The sequence below is a fragment of the Rhodococcus sp. I2R genome (genome assembly GCF_020889545.1).
Taxonomy (GTDB): Bacteria; Actinomycetota; Actinomycetes; order Mycobacteriales; family Mycobacteriaceae; genus Rhodococcoides.
The window spans coordinates 165,029-186,264 of the sequence record NZ_JAHUTG010000007.1 but is presented as its reverse complement, the minus strand read 5'-3'; the positions used below and the strand labels follow the sequence as shown (position 1 = coordinate 186,264).

The window sequence follows — 21,236 nt, the reverse complement described above, 5'->3', positions numbered from 1 at the left end:
ACTCTATCTCTTACGCAAGAGTGCCGTAGAAGGTGCTAGTGGAGCATGTTGGCGGCGCCGATGAGTGCGCGGATGGACGACTGTGTGGCGTCACCGTCGATGGCCATTGCCCAGCGGCGGCGGCCGTCGAACTCGCACAGGACGAAGGTCGCGGTCTGCGTTCCCGTAGCAAGATGCTGCTGGTGGAACGAGATGATCTCGAGGTGGAAGCCGGCGTCGTAGAGCATCGAGGTCAACGCGTCGATCGGCCCGTGCGTCGTCGCCGATGCGGTGTGAATGGTGTCGCCGATACCGAAGGTGGCGTCGAAAGTGGTTCGGCCGCCGGGGGCGGCGCTGGTGGTCCACGTGCCCAGCCGGATCGGACTCGATCCGGCGCTGTACCGGTGCGTGAATGTTGTCCAGCTCATGGTGTCGGCGTCGGCGCGTAGTGCGCGCGGAAGCGGGGTGCCGAAACGTGCTGCGAAGCAGTCGGGAGAAGTTGAGGTGGTGAGAGCGTTCATGGTGGGGTCTTTCCGAATGTGAAGGAAGGACCGAGATAGCACAACGACCCGCAGCGAGGGGTCGGTCCGAGTTAGACCCCGCTACGGCGGTGTACTACGAGAAGGCGCTTCACGTACACCAATGTAGCCCCAGCGCGTCCGTCGAGGCAACTATTCTGGCGTCTACCGGTATCTAGCAAAACCGGTAGCAACCCCTAGAACTCGATAGCGAGTCGATTGGTGTCGATAAGGCTCTCTAGGACACGCGCTAGATGTACGCATAGTTTGCTATCGCAGTTGTTACTTTGGCCCCATGGACCCCGTGCGTAACCCTTACGCTCCCGGCGCAGGCCAGCGCCCACCAGAACTCGCCGGCCGAAAGAAGCAGCTCGACGCCTTCGACGTCGTCCTCGAACGGATCACCCGCGGCCGACCCGAACGCAGCGTCGTACTGACGGGGTTGCGGGGCGTCGGGAAGACGGTTCTGCTGAACCAGCTGCGTTCGGCCGCAGTCGCCCGAGGATGGGGTACCGGGAAGATCGAGGCGAGGCCCGATCAAGAGCTCCGCCGGCCACTGTCTTCGGCGTTGCACATGGCGGTCCGCGGTATCGCGACCGCGCACCGAGACCCGGAGCGAGTCGACGAGTTCCTGGGGGTGCTCAAGGCATTCGCGCTGCGCGCGACTGCCGACAAGGGCATGCGGGAGCGGTGGCAGCCAGGCATCGACGTACCGGCCAGAACGGGCCGCGCCGACTCCGGCGATATCGAGATCGACCTCGTCGAACTGCTGCTCGACGCCTCGTCCCTTGCCGCCGATGTCGGCGTCGGAATTGCCATCTTCATCGACGAGATGCAGGACCTCGGACCCGCCGACATCTCCGCTCTGTGCGCGGCATGCCACGAGCTCAGCCAGGATGCCGCGCCGCTCATCATCGTCGGAGCCGGGCTACCGCACCTACCTGCAGTGCTCTCGGCCTCCAAGAGCTACTCGGAGCGGCTCTTCAGCTATCACCGCATCGGTCGTCTCGAACGCACCGCGGCCGACCTCGCCCTCATCGCACCGGCGGACCGAGAGGACGTCGAGTTCACGATCGAGGCCCTCGACGCGCTCTACGAAGCCGCCGATGGCTACCCCTACTTCGTGCAGGCCTATGGCAAAGCGACGTGGGATCTCGCCGCCGAGTCACCGATCACGGTCGAGGACGTGCGCGTCGCGGCGCCGACGGCCGAGGAGGAACTGGCTGTCGGATTCTTCGGCTCACGCTACGAGCGCGCAACACCGTCGGAACGTGAGTACATGCGGGCGATGGCCGACTTGTCGACCGACGACGCCTCCGTACCGACATCCGCGGTGGCCACCGAGCTGGGGCGCAAGCCGGCCTCGCTGTCGCCGGCGCGAGACGGGCTGATCAAGAAAGGCCTCATCTATTCGGCTGAGCGTGGGACGATCGCGTTCACGGTTCCGCACTTCGGGCGGTACCTGCGGGCTCAGACGGACGATTAGGGGCCTCCGGCCCATGTGCGCGGAAATACATAGCCCGCTATGTATTTCCGCGCACATGGGGCGGAGCCGCATGTGAAGGAGCACAGCACGTGAAACACACCGAATCGGCGTTCACCGGCGTTCGCGGTACACGGATAGTCCACGACGTGTGGGAACCCGAAGCCGAGGCGAGAGGCATCGTGGTGCTCTGCCATGGGCTGGGTGAACATGCACGTCGCTACGACCATGTCGTCGAGCGGCTGGGTGAGCTCGGGCTGGCGGTGTTCGCCCCCGACCACCGCGGACACGGACGGTCCGGCGGGAAGCGGCTAGAGCTGAAGAACTGGTCCGACTACACCGACGACCTGCACACGCTGCTCGGCATCGCGAAGACCGCGCACCCGGGAGCAAAGGTCTTCCTGCTCGGCCACAGTATGGGCGGGGCGATCGCGTTGTCGTATGCACTCGACCATCAGGACGAACTCGACGCGCTCATGCTCTCCGGCCCGGCGGTGGTTCTCGGTGATTCGACACCGAAAATTCTCATCCCCATCGGCAAGATTCTGGGACGGATCGCTCCGGGAGCGCCGGTGCAGACGCTCGACTCCAATGCAGTTTCGCGCGATCCGGCGGTCGTCGCCGCCTACAACGCCGACCCTCTGGTTCATCACGGCAAGGTCCCGGCCGGGTTGGCTGCAGCCCTCGTCGGCGCGATGGAGAGCTTCCCGGCGCGGTTGCCGTTGCTGACTCTGCCGGTCCTGCTGCAACACGGCAGCCAGGACAAGCTCGCCGACGTCGCGGGCAGCCGGATGATCGCCGAGAAGGCCGGGTCCACAGATCTCACGCTCGAGGTGTACCCCGGGCTATATCACGAGATATTCAACGAACCGGAGCAGTCGAAGGTCCTCGACGACCTGATCGCGTGGCTGGCACCGCGCGTCGAGTCGGCCTGAACAGTCCACCGCCGTCCGGGCGGCCTTCCTAGTAGGTTCTCATTTCTGGGGCTTACCGGGAGGGGTGGGAGATGACGCGAACAGCGTTGGTTCTGGGCGGCGGCGGAGTCGCCGGTATCGCGTGGCAGACGGGTGTATTGCACGGGCTGGCGCAAGCGGGTGTCGACGTCGTTTCACCCGACTGCTCGCACATGCTCCTCGGCACATCGGCAGGATCGACCGTCGCCGCGCAGGTCAGCAGCGGTGTCAGGCTCGGCGAACTGTACGACCGTCAGGTGGACCCGCACCTACAGGTGGACGAGCCGCGGCCGGAGGTGTCCATCGAGGAACTGAACGAGATGCTCGATCGTGCCGCAGAGAACGCGGGCGGCGATCGATTGGAGCTGGCACGCCTGGTCGGCAAGGCCGCGCTGGCGGCATCGACGGTGACCGAGGCCGAGCGCCGGGCCGTCATCGCGAGACGGTTGCCCTCGCACGACTGGCCCTCCCGCGACCTCCGGGTGGTCGCGGTCGACGCCGAGTCCGGCCGCCACCGCGTCCTGGACCGAAACTCGGGCGTGCGACTGGTCGACGCCGTAGCCGCGAGTTGCGCGATCCCGGGAATGTGGCCTCCGGTGACCATCGGCGTTCACCGGTACATCGACGGTGGCGTGCGGTTGAGCGAGAATGCCGACCTCGCAGTGGGTTTCGCGCGCGTACTGGTGCTGCAGGTAGGTGCCGCGTCCCCGGAGGAAGACCCCTTCGAGGGTGAGCGTGACTATCTGGTTTCTCGCGGGTCGGCTGTGGAGGTCATTCGTCCCGACGACGATGCGCTGGCCGCGATCGGACCGGATCCGACCGACCCGGCGGTCCGGGCGCGCTGCGCAGAGGCCGGTTTTCGCCAGGGCGGCACCACCGCGGGCACCGTGCGCGATTTCATTCGCGACTGAACAGCGCCGCTCCGTTGTCGTGCACGACGGAGCGGACCCAGTCGTCGCCGAGACCGAGTCGAGCCACCCCCTCGAGAGCATGCAGGTACGGGTACGGAATGTTGGGGAAGTCGCTCCCGAACAGGATGCGCCCCTGCAGCTCTCGGAGCCTCGGTAGCTCTGCTGGAGGGAACGGAGCCGAGGCCTCGGAGAAGTCGGTGAACGCCATGGTGGTGTCGAGGCGCACCTCCGAATAGCGCTCGGCCAGGGCGAGAAAATCCAGGTACTCCGGCATGCCCATGTGCGCGATGATCAGGGGCAGCCGAGGAAATCTGCGCAGGAGTTCCGCGATGGGGTCCGGCCCGGTGTATGCACCGGGGGCAGGTCCGGAACCGCAGTGGATGACGACGGGTACTGCCGCGTCCTCGATGGCGCCCCACACCGGATCCAGAAGCGGGTCGTTCGGAGCATAGTTGCCGACCTGTATGTGCGACTTGAAGATTCGCGCCCCACTGGAAATGGCGTCCGAGACGTATCGGCCCGCCGATTCCTCCGGATAGAACGTGGCCGTCCGAACGCAGTCCGGTGTCCGCTCCGCGAACTCCGCACCCCAAGAATTCAGCCACGCCGCCATGTCCGGCTTGTGTGGATAGATCATCGAGGTGAACCCTCGTACACCGAACTCGCGCAACGTGTTCAGTCGCACGTCCTCATCGTGCCGGTAGGTGATCGGCCATCGCTTCCCGGTGGGCAGGAGCGGAGCCTGCGGAGTGACCGGATCGGACTGTTCGCCGGCCGAGTCGAAGTAGGCCCAGACTTTGTCCATGACGCTCTTGGGCATGAAGTGGGTGTGCACGTCGAAGATGCCGGGGAGCTCCAGGTTCTCCCAGAACGCCCGGATCTGCGACGCTTCAGTGCTCGACACGGCTGTTGCCCCTGATGCTCATCCGTCGATTCCAGCACAGCCGGGTACAACGACGGTTCGGCGGGTTTGTACCGTGGGTCACAACACGTTCAACGCCCCACCCCCGCGTGTCTGACGCACCGAGGGACGCCAGCGAGAGGACAGTACATGCGCGCGGTACACATCACGAGCCTCGACGGACCCGAGTCGGTGCAGATCGTCGACGTCGACGAACCGGCCAAGCGGGACGACGCCGTGGTCATCGACGTCCACGCCGCGGGTGTCGCCTTCCCTGATGCCCTGCTGACGCGGGGGCTGTACCAGTACAAGCCGGAGCTTCCTTTCGTCCCGGGCAGCGAGGTCGCCGGAATCGTGCGTTCGGCGCCCGAGGGCTCGGGCTTGACCGCCGGTGACCGGGTCGCTGCACTCACCGGGCTGTCCGACGGCATGGCGGAGGTGGTCGTGGTTTCCCCCGACACCGTCTTCGCGCTGCCCGACGCGGTGTCGTTGACGGCCGGCGCCGGGCTTCTGTTCAACGACCTGACGGTTCACTTCGCGCTGCGGGAACGTGGCCGACTCGCCGAGGGTGAGACGGTGCTGGTGCACGGCGCCGCCGGCGGCATCGGAACCTCCGCGCTGCGGATGGCACCGGTACTCGGAGCTTCTCGCGTCATCGCCGTCGTCAGCACAGAGGCGAAGGGTGAGATCGCGAAGGCTGCCGGGGCCACGGACGTAGTGCTGGTGGACGGGTGGAAGGACGCGGTCAAGGAGCTCACCGGCGGCAAGGGCGTCGATGTTGTGGTGGACCCGGTCGGCGGCGATCGTTTCACCGACAGCATCCGAAGCTTGGCGCCGTCGGGACGCATTCTCGTGCTCGGCTTCACGGGCGGTGAGATCCCCACGGTCAAGGTCAACCGGTTGCTGCTCAACAATGTCGACATCGTCGGAGTGGGCTGGGGTGCATGGTGGATGACGCGTCCCGGCTACCTCGCGACGCAATGGGCCGAGCTCGAACCGCTGCTGGCCACCGGCACGCTCACCGCCCCGGAACCGTCGGTTTTCCCGCTGGAGAAGGCCGGTGAGGCCATCGCATCGCTCGAGAACCGTACTGCCGCCGGCAAAGTGGTGCTACAACTGGGCAACTGAGTGCGGTCAGCGCCGCACCACCGCCCGTGCCGCACTCGGGATCTGCAGACACACCGTTTCGCCCACCCGCGTGCCGGCTCCGGCGGGAAGTTCGACTCGGACGGTGATACCGCAGATCGTCACGTCAGCGATGCTGCGAAATCCCGTCGGACGAAGTGACGACACCGTGCCTGCAACGCCGGTGTCGCTCACGCGGATCATCTCGTGCCGTAGTAGTAGCACGGCTGGCCCTGCGCCCAACGATTCGGCGCCGTCGACGGCGAGTGCTCCGATGGCGGAGTGATGAGTCCCGCGGGCGTCGAGGTGTCCGTCGACCTCGTTGAGCCCGCCCATGAGCCTGTTGACAGCCAGCGTGCTGGGCCGCGTGTATGCGGTGGCGATATCGGAGTGATGCTGGAGCTGTCCGTCGATCAGTACTGCCACTGAGTCGGCCAGTGCCGCCGCTTCGTGTTGATCGTGGGTGACGAGGACGAGAGTCTGGTCGAGCTCGGTGCGCAGTTCACGGACCAGGTCGTGCATTTCTGTTTGCAGAACGGGATCGAGTGCGCTGAAGGGTTCGTCAAGCAGCAATACGCGCGGTGAGCCTGCCAGCGATCTCGCCAACGCAACCCGTTGGGCTTGGCCACCGGAGATGTCGGTCACTGCGCGATCGCCTATGTCCCCCAGGTGTACGAGGTCGAGGTATCGGCGTGCTTGCTCGCGCGATCCGCGACGACTCTGGCCGGAAGCGCGGTGGGAGAAGCCGATATTGTCGAGTACGGACATGTGTGGGAACAACATCGGGCGCTGGAAGACCATGCCGATGCTGCGTGACTCGGCGGGTGAGCGGGTGAGGTCGACGCCGTCGACGCATACAGTGCCTGCCGAGGGTGCGTCCAGGCCGGCGATCAATCGCAGGGCGGTACTCTTGCCCGAACCGGACGGCCCGAGAATGGCAGTGCACGAGCCGGGTCGGACGGTCAAATTCAGCCCGCTCAGTGCTGGAGTCGCCTGTCCCGCATACATTTTGGTAAGTCCGCGAACGGACAGTTCGACGCTCATCTCGACCTCCAGCGGCGCAACCGCGAGAGCAGCAGGACTAGAACGAGCGGGGGCAGTACTGCTGTCAGCGACAGGGCGGCAACCACCGCGTCGTTTCCGGTTCCAGCGGCAAGCGACGCCACCAATATCGGTACCGTGATAAGACGTCCACCGCCGATGAGCAGGGTGATGACGTAATCGCTCCATCCGACGAGAAAGGCCAGGAGCGCGGCCCCCGACAGCGCCGGGGCCAACAGCGGAATTCGGATCTTCCACAGAATCGTTGCGGTAGATGCTCCCAAAGTTCGTGCTTCTTCCTCGTACCCGATGTCGTAGGCGCCGAACGCCGCCCGCATCAAGTAGGTGGTATAGGGGATGGCAGCAACGGTCAGCAGCATGATGACGGCCACGGTGCTCGGGATGCGAGCGCGCAGCACGAGCACGTCAAGCCCCAAGGCCACCGCGAAGGGCGGCAGCGCGAGGGGTGCGAAGAGAATCCCGGCCACGACGGCAGGAAAGTGGACGTCGGCTCGTACCAGGGCTTGGGCCGCGCACGCCCCCAAGAGTGTTGCGATCGCCGCGACAGCGAGAGCGAGCCCCATCGATCTGACAAACGCATCGACGGCGCCCGCGGCCAAGACGTTGCGGAACCCGTCGACGCCCCACACTTGGGGTAGTGCGGCAGGAAAGGACCAGCGATTGCTCGCGGCCCACAGCACGATCGGGACGAGGGGAACGAGAAACCACGCCAGCAGAAGCCCGCGCGAGGCCCTGGGGAGAATTCGGGTCCGAATAGTCATCTCCAGATCGCCGATCGACGTAGAAAGTGCACCGCGACGACGGCCACCACAACAGTCAGTGTGGTAGCGACCATCGCGGCAGCGGCCGCTTGTGGTCGTGCGGCCAGATCGATGGAGGTGAACAGCCGAACCGCCATGATGGACAGGGGCTCCGGATAGGGGCGCCCCAGAATGCGCGCCACCTCGTACGACCCGACGGTGTAGGCGAATGCGATGGCAGTCGAGGCGATCAGAGCGGGACGTACGAGCGGGAGGGTGACCAGGCGTAGTCGTGCCCATCGCCCCGCCCCGAGCGTCGCGGCGGTCTCGTCGAACGCAGCTACCCTGGTGGCGAGAGTGCCGGCCAAGACGATCGCGACGAAGGCCGATTCCTTCCAGGCGTATTCGACGACCACCGCTATCCACCAGCGTCCGCCGACGAGTTCCGGCCAACTGCCGTCGGTCGAGCCGAGGATGCGTGGGAGCAGCCCGGAATCGGCAAGCAGTAGCCCCATCGCCGCAGCACCGATGAGATGCGGCACCGTCACGGTCAACCCGGCCGCGACCAACGGGGCTCGGCTCCCGGACAGCGCGCTCAAAGCCGTAGCGAGGCCGATCATGGCTGCCAGCGCAGTGGAAACCGTCGCGAGGGAGAGAGTGAGGGCCAGGGACCGCCACAGGTCGTCGCCAAGGGCGGTATAGGCGTCGAAGGACAGAGCGGGCTCGCCCACCAACGGCATCAACCCGAGGCTCTGTAACGCAGCTGTGAAGACGCCGCCGCCGACGACCAGCACCACCAGCACGAGCGCGGGAAGCACCCAGACCGTGCCGCGCCCTGTCGCGACCGTAGCACTCTTCACGTCACTGCCCCGCGAGCACGTTTCTTCGCCACCCTTCGTCCAGTGGGGTGACCCACTCCGCCGACAGTTCGGGGTGGGCGCCGGCGGAGAGTTCCTGGTACGAGGGAACGACGGGCGAGGCCGGTATGCCCTCGAACTGTTGGCGGTAGTCCGGCGTGAGGCGTTCGAGATCGAGCACGGTGAACTGGCCCCATACGTCGGGCCGCGACTTGATCAGTTGCTGCTCGGGTGAGAGCGCGAGGTTCGCCACCATCTGCGCTGCCGCGGACTGTCCCGACGTCGACGGGATCGCCAAGAAGCTGGCGTTTCCGACGGTTCCCTCGTCCAGGGTCAGCACTCGAGTGTTGGGCGGGAAGGTGCCGCCGGATACCAGTTCCGGCAGAGTGGCAGGCCCGTAGGTCATGGTCATGTCCAACTGGCCACCGGCATAGAGGTCGTCGAGTTCCGCCGATGACTGCGGGTAGGTCGTGCCCTCCCGCCACAGTGACGGCGCGAGCTCGTTCAGGCGATCGAACAGGACTGGGGCCAGCCGGTCGTACGTCTCCCGGTCGAACTGTGCGGGTACCTTGTCGATGCCGCCGGAGGTACTCACCAAGGCTTCACGGATGAACACCGAACCGGTGAAGTCCGGCGGGGCCGGATAGGTGAACCGCCCCGGGTTGGCCTGCGCCCATTCGAGCACCTCCTCGAAGGTGCTGGGCGGGTCCTCGATCGCGTCGGCGTTGTAGACGAGGGTGAACTGGGCTTTGTGCCAGGGCGACTCGCATCGGTCCACGGGAGTGCCGAAATCGTTGTTCAGCAGAGAATCGTCCGGATCGGTGTACTGCATGTTGGGCAGATTCTGCGTCCAGTCGCACAGCCACGCACCGGCCTGCTTACCGGTGCCGAAGTTCGCGCCGTTGACCCACACGAGGTCCACCTCACCATCAGTCACGCCTGCCTGGCGCTCGGTAAGAATGCGGTTGACGGCATCGGTGGTGGATTCGACCGGAACTCGACGGAGCGTGATGCCCTCGTCTGCCGCGGCTGGGGCAAGCACATCGTCGACGTAGGCGTTGCCCTGTTCGTCTCCGCCGTACATCCACAGCGACACCGTCTGTCCACGCGCTTGCTCCTCGACCTCGCTCCAGGGCAGGCTCTCGGCGCTTCGGCTGTCGGAATCCGGCGCGGTGCAGGCGCCGAGTACGAGCCCGGCGGTGGCGGCGATCACGAGCGTTGGTATCGCACGTCGTCTGCTTCGACTTGCTCGGACTCGCCCTACTGGGTTTCGAGAGATCAACACGAGCCTCCTGGTGCGAAAGGAACGAAGATGCCGACGCTGCCGAATCCACCGTAATGGGTCGAATCCGGCGATACGGGAACACTGCGGGGTAGTCGAAGCCTTCCCGTATTGCGACCATGAACACTTCTTCGAAGAACGAAAGGTACGAATTGTGACGCACGATCACCCTTCCCCGCAGGATGACCCGGTCAAGGCTCGCATCAGCCGCGTGACCGTGCTCAAACTCGCCGGGGTTGCGGTTGCCGTTCTCGGTTTCGTCATCCTTGCCAGTACCCTCGACCTGCCAGACCCCGAGGCTATCCGTGACCGCGTCTCGATGGCCGGATGGTGGGGGATCGCGCTGTTCGTCGTTCTGTACGCGGGATTGTCGGCGACCCCGTTCCCTGCCAGCACGCTGACCGTCGCGGCGGGTCTGCTCTTCGGTCTTCTGGTCGGCGTGACGGTGGTGATCGTGGCGGCGACGGGCGGCGCCTACCTCGCGTACTGGGCTGCGCGGGCGCTCGGTCGTGGCCCGGTCTCGCGAACCGAGTGGGCAAAACTACGCAGGCTCGACGCCATGCTCGGACGACGCGGTCTGATGTCGGTGCTGATCGTGCGAGTGATTCCGTTCCCGTTCGCGCTGGTGAATTACGCGGCAGGCGTCAGTGCGGTGGGCCAGCGTGACTACCTTTTGGGTACCGCACTCGGTATCGTGCCCGCCACCGTCGGATTCACTGCGCTGGGCGCGTACGGAACGTCGCCGCTGTCCTGGCCGTTCGTTGCGGCGCTCGTTGCGGTACTCGCGATCATCGCCGGATCATGGCTGCTGGCAGGTCGATTCGGGCTGACGCGGGAGGCGCCCATAGTCGATCCAGACGGCGCTTCGCTCCGATGATCGACGGGTACCTGCGAGCGAAGCTTCACGGGCCACTCGATCGTGGCGCTCGAGTACTCGACGTGGAGCCGATCACCCCGGATAGGCTGACCGCGGCAGGTTTGGTGCTCGGTCTCGGCAGTGCATTCGCGGCCGGGTTGCAGTGGTGGCTGCTCGCGCTGGTGCTGTGGTTGATTTCCCGGCTCGCCGACGGGCTGGACGGAGCGCTGGCGCGAAGGCGTGCCGGAGCCTCCAGCCCCACTGCCGGGGCTGGCGGCTTCTTCGACATCACAGCGGATTTCACTGTCTACGGAGCCACAGTTGTCGGCGTCGCGATCGGCGCAGCAGCCGGCTACGGCGCCCCGTGGTGGCCGTTCCTGCTGGTGCTGCTGGCGTACTACATCAACGGCACGGCGTTCTTGGCGTTCTCGTCCATTGCCGAGCGAAAAGGGCGCCGCATCGACGACGGCCGTTCGTTGTCGTTTCTCGGCGGGTTGGCGGAGGGAGCGGAAACCGTTGCCGTGCACAGCCTGTGGTTGCTGCTGCCCGGCGTGTCGTGGCAGATCGCCGTGGTATGGGCGGCAGTGGTCGCGGTGAGCTCTGTTCACCGTATCGTCGCGGGCTACCGTGCTCTGTCCTGACGCGCATTCTGTCTTCGCACCCACCTGCGTCGGAGCTTCGCGACGGTTCCGATTGCACGCGCGGCGACGGGTGAGTGCAGTTGCGCGCGAACGTCAGCGATAGCGGCGTTCCATGGACCGTCGTTGTATGTCGGGTATGGATGAGTGGCACCGGCGAGGTCGCGCGTGCGGAGTCCGTGCTTGACCGCGAGCACGAGTTCTCCGATCGTCTCGCCCGCCCTCGGGCCCACGACGTTGGCGCCGACGATCCGATGCTTGCCGTCTAGCACCAGCGTGGTGAAGCCGTCGGTCCTGCCCTCGGTGACGGCGCGGTCGACCTCGTCGTGCCGCATTGTCTGAACCCGCAAACTGGGGATTCGACGCGCGGCCCGGACATCAATTCCAGCAGAGGCGATCTCGGGATCGGTGAAGGTGACTCGCGGCGTCCCGGTCTTGTCGATGCTGCGTCGCAGTCCGAGGACAGCGTTGCTGGAGGCGAGCGAGCCGTGCATCCCTGCGGTGTGGGTGAACTGCGGATGGCCGGTCAGGTCACCGGCGGCCCAAATGCGTGGATTGCTGGTGGCGAGACGGTCGTTGACCACGACGTACCCGCGTTCGTCGACGGCTACGCCCGCTGCATCCAAACCCAGCGAATCGGTGCGTGGGGTGCGACCGGTGGCGACGAGGACCTGATCGAACTGGATTCTCCGACCGGAATCGGTGAGCGCGGAACGGGCGTCGATCTCGACGACCGTCGTGGAGGTCGATACCTTCACTCCGTCTTCGCGGAGAGCGTTGGAGAGCACCGCCGACGCGGACGCGTCCTCCTTGGGCAGGATGGTCGAGGCTCGGCCGACGAGGGTGACTTCCGACCCCAGACGAGCGAACGCTTGGGCCATCTCGCAGCCGATGTTTCCGGCGCCGATGACGAGCAGGCGCTCGGGCAGCGACGCCAGATCCCACAGGGTGTCGCTGGTGAGGTAGTCGACGGATGCGAGTCCGGTGATGCTCGGGACGGTGGGTCGGGCCCCGGTGGTAATGACCGCCAGGGCGAAATGCAGGGGCCTCGAACAGACGGTCACGGTGTTCGGTGCAGTGAACACGGCGTCTCCGTACACGACTGTCACCCCTGCAGCGGTGAGAGCTTCGGGCGAGTCGATGGGCGCGATGCGGTCGATGGATCCATGCACGTGTGCCATGACTCGTGGGAAATCAACCCGCGTCGGACCGACGTCGACTCCGAAGCGGTGGGCGGATCGTGTGGCGGCGGCGGCCGATGCAGCGGCGATGAGCGCCTTCGACGGAACACAGCCCGTCCACAAACAGTCACCGCCGGTGCGTTCACGTTCGATTAGTACGACGCTGGTGCCGAGTCCGGCTGCGGTCTTCGCCGCGACGATGCCGGCTGTGCCGCCGCCGACGACCACGAGATCGACATTCGCGGGCCACTCCTGCTCGCGGAAGTTGCCTGTTGTCACGTGCCGTCGCCGCTCGTAAGTCGATCCAGGAAGTGCCGAACGTGTTCGACGCTTTTCTGGTCGGGGATCGTGTGGACGGCCCACCGGGAAAGCGCTGTGTTGATCTGCCGAAATTCGTTCTCGGCTGCCTTGCATCTTTCGCACATGGCTAGGTGCGCCTCGAGGCGTCGGATTTCGTCGACGTCGAGTGGTGCGGCCGGATCGGCGTCGAGGTATCGCTGTATGCGACGGCCCGACCAGTGGCAGGTCAACATCATGCGTGCAGCCCTGATCATGCGGTTCCCTTTCCAGTGGCAGCGACGAACGTGGGCCGGAGGTGGCGTCGGACACGCGCTCGTGCGCGGCTCAGCCGTGACATGACCGTGCCGACGGGGACACCGAGAACCTTGGCGGCTTCGCTGTAGGTAAGTTGGTCGACGTCGATCAATAGCAGAGCGGTTCGGAACTTCGGATCCAGAGACTGCACGGCCAGCTCGAGATCGTCGGAGAGGATCGATGTCATCACTTCGTCCTCCGTTCCTGGTGGATCGACCCCGAATGCGGGCCGGGTCGAGACGAAATCGGAGATATCGGCGACGGTGTCCGGCCGGCGACGACGATGCATGTTCATGTTTGTGTTGCGAAGAATGGTCAGCAGCCAAGCCCTTGGGTGTCTTCCGTCAAATCTGTCCACGCTGCGCCAGGCACGCACGAGTGTCTCCTGAACCAAGTCTTCGGCGTCAGACGGATTGGTCAGAGTCGACGCCACACGAAGGAGAACCTCGATCTCCGGCTCGACGTACAGGCGAAAGTTCTGCGCCTGTACGTCGGTCGCTTCTGAGGGTTCGGATTCGTGCATGGTCAGGGAACCCTTCGACTCGCTCGTAGTGTTCCCATAACGCCGATCGTTGTTTTCATGCAATCAAGTGTGCCCGATTCGACCGATTGTTCACCGACCTAGCGCATCAGTCGCCGAGCTTCGGCGAGCACCTGGGCGGCGGGTGGGTAGTCACCGAGAGTGCGTCCCCGGTGGAGCATGCGCACCGTGCGGTCGGTGTCGATGATCGCCAGACCGGGGGCCTGCAAGGGGTGATCGGTAATGCGACCCTGCCGGGCACGGCGTGCTGCGGTCAGGTATTTCCGCCAGGTACGTGGACTGAGCATCATCCACCAGTGGATGCGGTGAACATCCAACGCCCGATACAGGGTGTGGTCGGGGTCCAGGAGTAGCGGATACCCGATCCCGTTGTCCATCAGGTGGCGGGCCTGGTAATCGGCGGCACCGCCGAGGGCGACGAGACGGAACCCTGCGGATTCGAAGTCCTCTCGAAGATCTTCGAGTTCGTGGAGGTAGGCCTTGCAGGGCATGCAGCCGTAGTACCGGACGAGGGGTACCACGACCGGTCTGTCGAGTAGTGTGTCGAGTTCGATCTCTCGACCGTCGGAGTCGCGGAGATCGACGGGGCCGATGCGGTCGCCGATGCTGGTGAGCTGTTTCATGTCGATCCCGTCCCTGTCGGTGAGAAATGAAAGAAGGCGAAAAGTCAGCGGTATTCCGGGTTGGCGACACCGAAGGGTGAACCGGTATCCCACTTCGTTCGTTGATTGCCGTAGGCGGGGAAGCCCCCGGACCGGCGCAGCATCGCCGCGGCGTGGAGCATGTTGTAGGTCATGAACGTGGTGTTGCGGTTGGTGAAATCGTTCTCCGGTCCTCCGGAACCCTCGTCGAGATAGGAGGGGCCCGGTCCTGCCGGACCTACCCACCCGGCGTCGGCGCCCGGTGGGATCAGATAACCCAGGTGCTGCAGGCTGTAGAGAATGTTCATGGCGCAGTGTTTGACTCCGTCCTCGTTTCCGGTGATCAGGCAGCCGCCGACGCGCCCGTAGTAGGCGTATTGACCGGCCGCGTTGAGGATCGCCGAGCACCCGTAGAGCCGTTCGATGACCTTCTTCATCGCCGAACTGTTGTCGCCGAGCCAGATTGGGCCGACGAGGACGAGGATGTCGGCGGCCATGATCCGCTTGTAGAGGGCGGGCCACTCGTCGGTGGGCCAGCCGTGCTCGGTCATGTCCGGGTACACCCCGGTGGCGATGTCGTGATCGATCGCCCGGATGTGGTCCACACTCACCCCGAGGTCTTCCATGATCCGGCTGCTCAGATCGGCCAGTCCCTGGGTGTGGCTTCGCTCGGGTGAGCGTTTGAGTGTGCAGTTGACGAATACGGCGCGCAGTCCGCCGAATCCGAGGGTCGATGGGTCGTCGACAGTGGTCATTGGTGGTCTCCGTTCGAACCGCGCGTGGCGGGGATACAGAAGTCAGCGTTCTCCGGTCAACGCCGCGTCGTGGGCAGCAAGCCCAGCGCTGCCACTACACCGAACAACAGGTGCTCGGCGAAGAAGGTGCCATATCCGACCATCGAAGCCATGTCGGCGATCTGGTCACCGCTCGAGAGGATCGCGGCGGCGAGTGGAAGTCCTATCCAGGCGCTGATCACGAAAACAACTGCACCGTAAACCAATCCGCTGATGATCAAAACGACACCGTGAAGTCTCGCCACTCGCACGATGATCGCGAAAACGATGCCGTACATCACGCCGACCATCATGTGTATCAATGCGCCGACAATAGCTGGACCTAACGCGAAGTAGAACGACTCACCTGCTATTGCCTGCTGCATCGACGTCATCATCGTAGAGGGTTCGATGAAGACCGACCCGATATGGTACAGAGGAGTGAAGAATCCCGAATTCTGGTACGTCAGTGCAGCAATCATGGCAAACATCGCCATGGCGATAGCACCGACAAGTCCGGCCGCAGCCCCGATGGCTATCGTTCTGGGAAGCGCGGTTGTGGTGGTATCGATGTGTGTGGATTTCGAGGACATGGCGTGAACTCCCTGTTCGGTGGCGGGTGGCGAAGCGCACCCTCTGACACTGAAACCCGCCGACCGACCGCACTACTTCCGAATCGCTCATGGAAAGTTGTCCCTGAATCCGACACCGAAACCGACCTGAAACGGATACCGCCGATGAGAAAACCGAAGCCGTACACAGTTTCGGCGCGCCTGTACGATGTGATTTCCTTCGAGTGGCCGGTATATCGCGCGGGTCGCGCGGCGGCGATCGAGCTACTCGCACTCCCGGCGGGCAGCCACGTCCTCGATATCGGCTGCGGCACCGGGTTGAATTTCCCTTTGCTGCAACGGCAGATCGGTCCAGGCGGCACTATCACCGGCGTCGATGTCAGTCCGCAGATGCTCGCGCAGGCCAGCCAGCGGACCGCCTCCGCGGGATGGTCCAACGTCACGTTGATCGCGGCCGACGCCACTGCGGCGGACCTGGCTGAGCTGGGCGCGCACCTGCCCTTCGACGCAGCCATCAGTACCTACGCGCTGTCCTTGATGTCGGATTGGCGGTCTGCGCTCGAGACGATGTTCTCGGCGACGCGTGTTGGCGGCGCTGTGGCCGTGGTGGATATGCAAACTCCGACCGGCGCAGCTGCGGTGTGGACTCCGATGGCGCGCCTGGCCTGCAGGCTCGGCGGATCCGACATCGATGCCCACCCGTGGACCGCGATGACCGCCGGGCGGAAAGAGCTCGGCGTGGGCAACGTGCAGTCGGCCGAGGTGCGCGGTGGTCACATTCAAGTGTGCGTCGGTTCAGTTCTTCCGCGCTGAACCGAACAGCCTGCTCCACAGGCCTCCCTTCGACCCCAGTAGTTCACCGGCGCGATCCGGCAACTCCTGCTCGACAGTGGCGATCACCTGCTGCACGCTCGGGTTGACGAGTGCGCGGGAGCCGATGAACACCGTCGGGACAGTCTCGTTGCCGTCGGCGACATCGCGGACCCGCGCGGCGGCTTCTGGCGTGGACCAGATGTCGACCTCGGTGGTGGTTACTCCGCGAAGCTTGAGCGCACCGCGCAGCTTCATGCAGAATGGGCAGCCCGGTCTCCACATGACCTCGATTCCGTCGACATATGCGGGTGTTGTCATGGGTGCTCCTTCTTGTCGGTGTGCGGTCGAGCTAGTCCGGTAGTTCCGTCCCGCGGGCCTGGGACAGGGCTGCGACCTCTGCCGGGAAGACGTTCTTGAACACGAACGGGTCTGTTCCGAGTGCCCAGTTCGGGGCCAGCTCGATCGCGTAGCGCTCGAAGTAGCCGAGTTGCTTGCCGACGAGGATCAACTCCTCGGGACTCGACGTCCGGTACTGCTGGCCCATTCCGACGAGTGCCTTGATGAAATCGGTCAAGCTGAAGTGCGCCAGGGTATCGGAGAGCATCGGGGCAAATACCGTCTGCAGGATTGCGCCCACCTCGGCGTCGGTGCCTACCTCCTCGGAAATGATGCCCAGACGCTTGACACTGGTCGCGAGCCGGGTGAAGTCTCCGTCGATGACGGTGGCGTGGAACAAGTCCTGCAGAAGCGAACGCCATTGCTCGTCGAGCTCGCCCATGACGCCGAAGTCCAGGAACGACACTCGTCCGTCGTCGAGTACCCACACGTTGCCCGCGTGAACGTCGCCGTGGAACAGTCCGTGCAGAACGAGCGCCTCCATCCATACCTTGGCCGCACGCCGGACGACCAGCTCGGATGTGTCCCCGGGTGTGCACTGGTCGAGTGGTGAGCCGTGCATCCGTTCCATACAGATGACGCGGTTGCCGCAGTATTCGCCGATCACCTCGGGCGCGGTGACGTACTCGTTGTCGCCGAACGCCGAGATCGCCTCTCGGAACGCCGCTTGTCGACGCGCTTCGACGACACTGTCGAGTTCGGCGAATGTTGCCGCATGCAGGTCGACGATGATGGCGGACGCGTTGGCTGTCTGGAAGAAGCCGATGTACTTCTCCAGAGCGCGTGCGAACACGTAGGCGATACGCAGGTCGACCTTCATCCGGTGATAGATGCCTCGGCGCTGCACTTTCATGACGGCTTCACGTCCGTCGGCGAGGATGCAGAGGTGCACTTGCGCAACGGAAGCCGAGGAGAGCGGCTCGTCGTCGAACCGTTGAAACAACTCGTCCGTGCTGCGGCCCAGGTCGGCTTCGATGATCGCGCGGGCCTGCGCTCCCGGGAACGGGGGAACCTCGTCGAGGCAGCGCAGGCAGGTATCGGCGAGGACTTTCGGGAACATGCCCGGGGACGACCCCATCAGTTGCCCGACCTTGACGAACGTCGGGCCGAGCGAGAAGAACGCGTCGACCACACCTTCGGAGGCGTGTTGCGCCCATCCCCGTCCTGGACGGCGGATCCATTTACCGATGGCGACGATCTGGTAGACGACTAGAACAGTGCCGATCACCAGCATTCGCGTGAATTCGCGGAAGCCGAACTTGCGCAGCGGCGGTGCGGGGGTTGCGCTCATCGTGCCGCCTCCATCCCGGTTGTATCGAGTGCTGCGGCTTCGAGACGAGCCAGCAGGCGTTCGAAGCGGGTTCCGTCCTCGGATGCCCGTGCGAGTACCAGTGCGCCCTGGATTCCCGCGACGATCTCCTCGGCCAGTCCGCGCGCATCCTCGCCGTGGCCGAGTTGCCGCAGTACCGGGGTGAGTGCGTCGATCCAGTCGCTGAAGTACTTGGCGACGCGGCCCCCGAACAGGCCACGCTCCATGCCGAGCGCGAACGCGCCGAACAAGCACACGCGCCTACCCGACTGGAAGTACTTCAGTGTCTGCGCGAACATCTCGTGCGAGCGCGCCCTGGCGTCGGTGGCGCTCTGCAGCGGGGCGAACACGTTGACCTGGAACCACATGTCCACGTCGTCGAGCACCGCCTCCGCCATCTCCGTCTTTCCGCGGGGAAAGAAATGGTAGAGGCTGCCTTTGCCGAGGCCTGTCCTGCTGCTGATGAGAGACAGGGACGAGCCGTTCCAGCCGTGATCGCCGAAGACGCCGGCCAGCAGTGGGACCACGTCGCGCCGGTCGGCTGCCGTTCGAGTTCCTGTCGTTCGAGTTCCAGTTGTGCGGGCTCGAGCTTCGCGTGTCACAGTTGCTCCTCGGGGATGTTTCGCGCCACACTGCGCGGAACGATTCCGACTGTACCTATCGGTACAACGCCCGCATCTTCGCACCCGAGGAGTCGAGCTTGTCGAACGTTCGTGCACGCGCCGCAGCAGGGCTGTTCGGCTTCGCTGCCGTGCAATACCTCGTGGGCGAGGCTCTGACCGCGTCGAAGTACGACGGCTACAGCTACCTACGCCAGACGGTCAGCGAGCTCGGGGTTTCCGGCCAATCGCCGTGGCACGACGTCGTCAACACATCGTTCTGCCTGTCTGCGGTGTCCGTGGCCGCTGCCGGCGCGTTGTCAGCGAGCCTGCTGCGTGGACGCCGCAATCGGGTGTACCTGGGATCGGTGGCGGCCTACTCCACCGGCTGCGTGCTGATCGCGGTGGTACCTGCTGGTGACGGCGCTGTCCACGTGGTCGGCGCAGTGTTGTCGATCGCGGCAGGCAACGTCATCGCGGTGACGGTGGGAACGGGAGTGCACTCCTGCCCGCGGTGGTACCGGACGGCCAGTACCGCGCTGGGTGTGGCCGGACTCGCGGTGTCGGCGCTGCTCGTTGCCGGCATCGGGCCGATCGGAGCGGTCGAACGGGCGCCGATCTACACCTTCGTCGCGTGGGAGCTGATGACCGCAGTGGCACTGCTGCGGTCCGCTCGCAGCAAAGTTACGGGCTGACCAGGCGATTGGGGTTTGCGGGGCAACGCATGTACCTTTGAGGAACACCGACGCGGGGTGGAGCAGCTCGGTAGCTCGCTGGGCTCATAACCCAGAGGTCGCAGGTTCAAATCCTGTCCCCGCTACAAAAGAAGAAAACCCCGAAGGCTTCGGCCTTCGGGGTTTTCTTGTATCAGCTACTGCAACAGCCTGAACCGGACGATGTCTGCGACGTTCTCGATGGCCTCCGATATCGCCTGCATCCTGGCTGCCGCGCCTGGAGCTTCCAGAACGTCCTGGCGGTCCGACTGCCCCATCGGAATCTGCGCGGCCATCATGAACAGTCGTTCACCGGGGTCCGCGGGCAGGTCGGAGAACTCCGGATCGCTGGGCGGCTGACTGCCCTCCGCCTCGGCGAGTGAACCCACCAGTCGGTACAGGTCGGTGATCTTGGCTCGAAGCTCGTCGAACTCGGACTCCGTCAGTGTTCCGTCGTCCTCGTCGGGCCAGGCTCGGGCGTCCGCGCGCGGATACGGCTCGTCCTCTAGCCAGGCGTCGACGCGAATCCGCTCACCGGCAACACATTCGACGAGGTGCCGACCATCGCCGATTTCGCGATGCGCGACTACATGAGCTCGCACGGCGATATCGTGACGCACATCCCCGCCGCCGGCCTCGTGTCCTCTCGCGATGAGTACGACGCCGAAGTTCGGGTCCTCCATCGCCATGCATTCGGCCAGCATCTGCTGATAGCGCGGTTCGAAGATGTGCAGCGGTAGTTTTTCGCCCGGTAGGAGAACGCTGCCGAGCGGAAACATCGGGGTGATCGCCATGTCAGTGCGCGTCGGCCGGCCGATTCGATGACAGGAACTCGTCGAGGATGCGGAAGAAGAGGTCCGGCTCGTCGAGCTGCGGGAAATGGCCGGCGCTGGGAAAGATCTCGACCCTGGAGTTGGGCACTTCGCGGCGAATGTTGTCCGCGTGCGAAGCCGGGATCATCCGATCCTTGCTGCCCCAGATGAGGAGCGAAGGCATCGTTTCGAACTTCGCGAAATGCTGCTTTGCGCTGACGGTTTGACCACGCGGCCCGACCACGGCGCGAGTGGAAGCCAAGAAAGCCCCGCGAGAGCCCTTGTCCGCGACGGTTTGGAACGACCTCCACGTTTCGGCCATGCTCGCACCGGGCTTGACCGGCAGACCCCATCTATCGAGCTGACCGATGACGTTTTCGGCGTTCTTGCGCACCCAGTCCGAGGCGAGAATCGGAAGGACGAGTTCGCTGCCGGGAAGTGTTGCGGCCTTGAGGAGCAGGCTGACCTCCGGTCCGAGGCCGCCGCTGCTCACCAGAGCGAGACAATCGACTCGCTCGGGGAACAGATACACCGTCTGCATGACGATGCCCCCACCCAAGGAGTGCCCCACCATGGGTGCCGAATCGATTCCCAGGTGATCGAGCAGGTCGCGGATAGTCGCTGCATGCGAGCTCAGTGAATAGTCCCCGGAGGGCTTGTCCGAGCTGCCGTGACCGAACAGATCAGGTGCGATCACGCGGTAGCGTTCGGATAGCCGTTCGATCTGCCCCGCCCAGGACATATGGGAACCGAGCAGCCCGTGGACCAGGATGACGGGCGGGCCGTCGCCGATGTCCACGTAGCGGAGTGTGTCCTTGTGCAGCTCGACGGAGTCGAGCTCATAGGTTTTCATCGAAGTCGAGCCTCCTCGCTGCATGTTGCCGACAACAGCATCGATGCCCAACCTACGCGGTAGCCCCGATTGAGGACAGTCTGTCGACCTGTGAGCTGCGATGGAGGCCATCAGTGGCATGCCCAGTGCGTGCG

At 64.8% G+C, this 21,236-nt stretch carries 25 protein-coding genes and 1 tRNA gene; 9 read left to right on the top strand and 17 right to left on the bottom strand.

What is annotated here, in order from left to right; all coding sequences use genetic code 11:
- Positions 1-35: 35 nt before the first annotated feature.
- A complete protein-coding gene (locus KVY23_RS09525; protein WP_230556210.1) occupies positions 36-500 on the bottom strand; it encodes an alpha-isopropylmalate synthase regulatory domain-containing protein in 465 nt (154 codons plus the stop codon).
- A 292-nt stretch (positions 501-792) separates the two neighbouring features.
- Here KVY23_RS09525 and KVY23_RS09520 point away from each other — a divergent pair, with 292 nt between their 5' ends.
- The 3 genes from KVY23_RS09520 to KVY23_RS09510 all read left to right on the top strand — a co-directional run bounded on the left by KVY23_RS09520 (position 793) and on the right by KVY23_RS09510 (position 3,844).
- Positions 793-1,983 carry an ATP-binding protein gene (locus KVY23_RS09520; RefSeq protein ID WP_206508707.1) on the top strand — a complete coding sequence of 397 codons (1,191 nt, stop codon included), beginning with the start codon at positions 793-795 and terminating at the stop codon, positions 1,981-1,983.
- An 89-nt stretch (positions 1,984-2,072) separates the two neighbouring features.
- Positions 2,073-2,915 (top strand): alpha/beta hydrolase, encoded by an 843-nt coding sequence (locus KVY23_RS09515; protein ID WP_230556209.1) that lies wholly within the window; start codon positions 2,073-2,075, stop codon positions 2,913-2,915.
- Between the two features lie 71 nt (positions 2,916-2,986).
- Entirely contained in the window at positions 2,987-3,844 is an 858-nt protein-coding gene (locus tag KVY23_RS09510) for a patatin-like phospholipase family protein (RefSeq protein ID WP_230556208.1), read from the top strand.
- Here KVY23_RS09510 and KVY23_RS09505 read toward each other — a convergent pair.
- Positions 3,831-4,748, bottom strand: coding sequence for an amidohydrolase family protein (locus KVY23_RS09505; RefSeq protein ID WP_230556207.1), 918 nt, complete (start codon positions 4,746-4,748; stop codon positions 3,831-3,833). The two genes, KVY23_RS09510 and KVY23_RS09505, sit on opposite strands and share 14 nt — an antisense overlap.
- A 147-nt stretch (positions 4,749-4,895) precedes the next feature.
- Between KVY23_RS09505 and KVY23_RS09500 the strand changes: the two genes are divergently transcribed.
- Positions 4,896-5,873, top strand: coding sequence for an NADPH:quinone oxidoreductase family protein (locus KVY23_RS09500; RefSeq protein WP_230556206.1), 978 nt, complete (start codon positions 4,896-4,898; stop codon positions 5,871-5,873).
- 6 nt (positions 5,874-5,879) lie between these two features.
- Here the strand turns inward: KVY23_RS09500 and KVY23_RS09495 are convergent, their stop codons facing one another.
- Genes KVY23_RS09495 through KVY23_RS09480 form a run of 4 tightly spaced genes read right to left on the bottom strand, consistent with a single transcriptional unit; the run spans position 5,880 to position 9,742 of the window.
- On the bottom strand, positions 5,880-6,914 hold the full coding sequence (locus KVY23_RS09495) for an ABC transporter ATP-binding protein (RefSeq protein ID WP_230556205.1): 1,035 nt from the start codon (positions 6,912-6,914) through the stop codon (positions 5,880-5,882).
- Positions 6,911-7,693: an ABC transporter permease gene (locus KVY23_RS09490; RefSeq protein WP_230556204.1), complete on the bottom strand. Its 783-nt coding sequence runs from the start codon at positions 7,691-7,693 to the stop codon at positions 6,911-6,913. The genes KVY23_RS09495 and KVY23_RS09490 overlap by 4 nt, the downstream gene beginning before the upstream one ends.
- Positions 7,690-8,532 carry an ABC transporter permease subunit gene (locus tag KVY23_RS09485; RefSeq protein WP_230556203.1) on the bottom strand — a complete coding sequence of 281 codons (843 nt, stop codon included), beginning with the start codon at positions 8,530-8,532 and terminating at the stop codon, positions 7,690-7,692. The genes KVY23_RS09490 and KVY23_RS09485 overlap by 4 nt, the downstream gene beginning before the upstream one ends.
- A gap of 1 nt (position 8,533) precedes the next feature.
- A complete protein-coding gene (locus KVY23_RS09480; RefSeq protein ID WP_230556202.1) occupies positions 8,534-9,742 on the bottom strand; it encodes an ABC transporter substrate-binding protein in 1,209 nt (402 codons plus the stop codon).
- A 223-nt stretch (positions 9,743-9,965) separates the two neighbouring features.
- On the opposite strand from KVY23_RS09480, the gene KVY23_RS09475 reads away from it, so the two are divergent.
- On the top strand, positions 9,966-10,688 hold the full coding sequence (locus KVY23_RS09475) for a TVP38/TMEM64 family protein (RefSeq protein ID WP_230556201.1): 723 nt from the start codon (positions 9,966-9,968) through the stop codon (positions 10,686-10,688).
- Positions 10,685-11,308, top strand: coding sequence for a CDP-alcohol phosphatidyltransferase family protein (locus tag KVY23_RS09470; RefSeq protein WP_230556200.1), 624 nt, complete (start codon positions 10,685-10,687; stop codon positions 11,306-11,308). The genes KVY23_RS09475 and KVY23_RS09470 overlap by 4 nt, the downstream gene beginning before the upstream one ends.
- On the opposite strand, the gene KVY23_RS25085 is transcribed toward KVY23_RS09470, so the two are convergent.
- The 6 genes from KVY23_RS25085 to KVY23_RS09440 all read right to left on the bottom strand — a co-directional run bounded on the left by KVY23_RS25085 (position 11,290) and on the right by KVY23_RS09440 (position 15,628).
- The gene (locus KVY23_RS25085) at positions 11,290-12,765 is read right to left on the bottom strand and encodes an NAD(P)/FAD-dependent oxidoreductase (protein ID WP_230556199.1); all 1,476 of its coding nucleotides are present in this window, start codon (positions 12,763-12,765) and stop codon (positions 11,290-11,292) included. The two genes, KVY23_RS09470 and KVY23_RS25085, sit on opposite strands and share 19 nt — an antisense overlap.
- Positions 12,762-13,040: a zf-HC2 domain-containing protein gene (locus KVY23_RS09460; protein ID WP_230556198.1), complete on the bottom strand. Its 279-nt coding sequence runs from the start codon at positions 13,038-13,040 to the stop codon at positions 12,762-12,764. Before KVY23_RS09460 ends, KVY23_RS25085 begins: the two co-directional genes overlap by 4 nt.
- On the bottom strand, positions 13,037-13,603 hold the full coding sequence (locus KVY23_RS09455; protein WP_230556197.1) for an RNA polymerase sigma factor: 567 nt from the start codon (positions 13,601-13,603) through the stop codon (positions 13,037-13,039). The genes KVY23_RS09460 and KVY23_RS09455 overlap by 4 nt, the downstream gene beginning before the upstream one ends.
- Positions 13,604-13,701: 98 nt before the next feature.
- Complete coding sequence (locus KVY23_RS09450) at positions 13,702-14,244, bottom strand: redoxin domain-containing protein (protein WP_230556196.1); 543 nt, start codon at positions 14,242-14,244, stop codon at positions 13,702-13,704.
- Positions 14,245-14,288: 44 nt separating this feature from the next.
- The gene (locus KVY23_RS09445; protein WP_230556195.1) at positions 14,289-15,017 is read right to left on the bottom strand and encodes a flavodoxin family protein; all 729 of its coding nucleotides are present in this window, start codon (positions 15,015-15,017) and stop codon (positions 14,289-14,291) included.
- 56 nt (positions 15,018-15,073) lie between these two features.
- Complete coding sequence (locus KVY23_RS09440) at positions 15,074-15,628, bottom strand: hypothetical protein (RefSeq protein ID WP_230556194.1); 555 nt, start codon at positions 15,626-15,628, stop codon at positions 15,074-15,076.
- A gap of 144 nt (positions 15,629-15,772) precedes the next feature.
- Between KVY23_RS09440 and KVY23_RS09435 the strand changes: the two genes are divergently transcribed.
- A complete protein-coding gene (locus KVY23_RS09435; RefSeq protein WP_230556193.1) occupies positions 15,773-16,420 on the top strand; it encodes a class I SAM-dependent methyltransferase in 648 nt (215 codons plus the stop codon).
- On the opposite strand, the gene KVY23_RS09430 is transcribed toward KVY23_RS09435, so the two are convergent.
- From KVY23_RS09430 to KVY23_RS09420, 3 genes are read right to left on the bottom strand one after another with little or no spacing between them, the layout of a single operon-like run.
- Entirely contained in the window at positions 16,403-16,738 is a 336-nt protein-coding gene (locus KVY23_RS09430) for a glutaredoxin domain-containing protein (RefSeq protein ID WP_230556192.1), read from the bottom strand. The two genes, KVY23_RS09435 and KVY23_RS09430, sit on opposite strands and share 18 nt — an antisense overlap.
- A 31-nt stretch (positions 16,739-16,769) precedes the next feature.
- The gene (locus tag KVY23_RS09425) at positions 16,770-18,107 is read right to left on the bottom strand and encodes an AarF/ABC1/UbiB kinase family protein (protein WP_230556191.1); all 1,338 of its coding nucleotides are present in this window, start codon (positions 18,105-18,107) and stop codon (positions 16,770-16,772) included.
- Positions 18,104-18,652, bottom strand: a complete 549-nt coding sequence (locus KVY23_RS09420; RefSeq protein WP_230556277.1) for a TetR/AcrR family transcriptional regulator — start codon at positions 18,650-18,652, stop codon at positions 18,104-18,106. The genes KVY23_RS09425 and KVY23_RS09420 overlap by 4 nt, the downstream gene beginning before the upstream one ends.
- 173 nt (positions 18,653-18,825) lie before the next feature.
- Here KVY23_RS09420 and KVY23_RS09415 point away from each other — a divergent pair, with 173 nt between their 5' ends.
- Both KVY23_RS09415 and KVY23_RS09410 read left to right on the top strand, forming a co-directional pair.
- Complete coding sequence (locus KVY23_RS09415) at positions 18,826-19,419, top strand: DUF998 domain-containing protein (RefSeq protein WP_230556190.1); 594 nt, start codon at positions 18,826-18,828, stop codon at positions 19,417-19,419.
- A 51-nt stretch (positions 19,420-19,470) separates the two neighbouring features.
- Positions 19,471-19,544, top strand: a tRNA-Met gene (locus KVY23_RS09410).
- Positions 19,545-19,595: 51 nt separating this feature from the next.
- Here KVY23_RS09410 and KVY23_RS09405 read toward each other — a convergent pair.
- Together KVY23_RS09405 and KVY23_RS09400 are read right to left on the bottom strand one after the other, a co-directional pair.
- Positions 19,596-20,231 (bottom strand): LON peptidase substrate-binding domain-containing protein, encoded by a 636-nt coding sequence (locus KVY23_RS09405; RefSeq protein WP_075837900.1) that lies wholly within the window; start codon positions 20,229-20,231, stop codon positions 19,596-19,598.
- Between the two features lies 1 nt (position 20,232).
- Positions 20,233-21,102, bottom strand: coding sequence for an alpha/beta fold hydrolase (locus KVY23_RS09400; protein WP_230556189.1), 870 nt, complete (start codon positions 21,100-21,102; stop codon positions 20,233-20,235).
- Between the last annotated feature and the right edge of the window lie 134 nt (positions 21,103-21,236).